Source organism: Achromobacter aloeverae, from assembly GCF_004121055.1.
Classification (GTDB): Bacteria; Pseudomonadota; Gammaproteobacteria; order Burkholderiales; family Burkholderiaceae_B; genus Bordetella_C; species Bordetella_C aloeverae.
This window is the reverse complement of record NZ_PYAL01000013.1, coordinates 1-1,937: the sequence shown is the minus strand read 5'-3', so window position 1 is coordinate 1,937 and position 1,937 is coordinate 1. Positions and strand designations below refer to the sequence as shown.

1 pseudogene is annotated in these 1,937 nt (G+C 65.4%); it reads right to left on the bottom strand.

Annotation, left to right across the window (positions count from 1 at the left end):
• Positions 1-1,937 (bottom strand): annotated as a pseudogene (locus tag C7R54_RS28935) (RHS repeat protein); the annotation flags it as partial.

Here is a 1,937-nt window from a genome sequence, read left to right as displayed (position 1 = left end):
CATCACGCTCCTTGCCGGAATAGCGGATGAACTTGTAATTGACTTCGCTGGTGGTGCGCGATGCCAATACCGCCGTGCCGCCGTAGGGGTAATACTCCTCCTGGCTGATGATGCCGCCGTCCTGGTCCGTTTCGATCGTGCAGGAGTTCTGGCGGTCGTTGTATTGATAGCGCAGTTGCAGGTTGGGGATGTTCGTGGGTTTTCCGGCGCCGCCTGCCCAGTTCAACACGCGCGCGCCGTCGTCCAGCACGATGACCTCCAGCTGCTCTCCCGTGCCGGTGTTGTTGCGTAGCTCCAGGCCGGGAAGATAGCGGGTGTCGACGTGGTTCCAGGCGCTGCCCGCCTGGCTGCTGCCGTACTTGCGCACTCGCTGGCCATCGCCATCGTAGGCGTATTGTTCGCGATCGCTGTTGTCCCAGGCGCCATTCCCCCCGCTTGAGGTCCGATAGGTGGTGACCACGCAATACAACTGATGCAAGGGCGTCCAGTACATGGGCTGGTTGGCGTTGCCATCCACGCAGATGCTCTTGCCCGCCGCATCGAAATAGGTATCGATGTTGTCCTGCGTCGGGCCGGGGTACCTGGCGGTGGACACGGCGCGATTGCTGGTTCGACCCACGACCAGGTTGCGCGTGGCCGATGGACCGGTCCAATCGGTGCTGCCTAGGGAAGTGAGGTTGCCGCCGAGGTCGTAGGTGTAGGTCCGCGTGTACGGCTGGTAGTTGGACGTGGCCGTGGGATCGAAGGTCCCGCCAGGCCAGTCGGTACCCTTGGGCGTGGCGTCGACATGGTTCTCGCGACCGCTGGCGCCAATCAATTGGTACAGCGCATCGTAGACATAGGCGCGATCGGGGGTGGCCACGCGATTGCGGAAGAAGCTCACCCGCGCGCCGGGACTCTCGTCGGCCAGGGCAATGACGTTGCCCACGCCATCGTAGGTGTAGGCCAGGGCTTGCAGCGTGGTCGTGGTGCTGGCGCGACCTTGCCTGGCCAGGCGGCGCTTGCCGGCCGTCCTGGCTGCAAGCGCCGCTTCCGAGGCGCGTGTGGTGGTAATGGAGATCAGGCGCTGCGTCGCCTGCGGCTCGTAAACATGGACAACCTGGATTCCGTTGGCGTCGGTACGGGTATCGATGTCGCCGGCGGCCGTGTAAGTGATGGCGGCGATGACAGGCGTGAGGCTGCCGCCCTGGGGCGTAACCGCGCTCGAAGACTTGTGTCCCGCGCAGTCGTAGGCGGTGTGCTGCCGGTGGCCCCGGGCGTCGGTCTGGGTCACCACCTGCGCCAGCGCGTTGTAGGTCCAATGGGTGGCGTACGCCCGCTCTTCCAACAGCGCCCGATTGCCGATGAAAGGCGGCTTGTCGCTGACGATCCAATTATTGTTGGCATCGCAGGCCTGGGCCAGGAAGCTGCGGTCCTGTCGCAGCACCTGCCCCTGCACGCCATGGCCCAGCTCGCTCATGTCGAGCAGGCCAGCCGTATCCAGGTGCCAGACCAATTGCCCGCGCTGGTTGGCATTGCGCGGGTCGCTGGCATCGGCCGGATCGTAGGGCGCGGTGGGCGGCCCGGCGGCATCCCCGTAGAACCAGAGGTCGGAGTACCCATAGACCTGCTCGCTGGCCGGTGCGCCTGCCGTGACCGGCGAGGTGATGCGCAGCCGTTGCAGGGGGCGGCCCAGCGCATCGTGATACTGGCGGAGGGTGATGTCGTCATCGGACTGCCGCCCGGCATCGCGCCCCTGGCTGTGCTGCCAGAAGGGCCGGCCGGCGATATCGACGCAGGCCTGCGAGGCGCCTGCATCCACGCTGAGGGTCTGCAATACCTGCCCGGACAAGGCCGGCGTGTACTGGAAATTCAGCGTCGAGCCACCAAAGAATCGCGGATCTTGCGACGAAACCGGTTGGCCGAGCGCGTTGTGCGCTTGCGCGTCGACATACTGC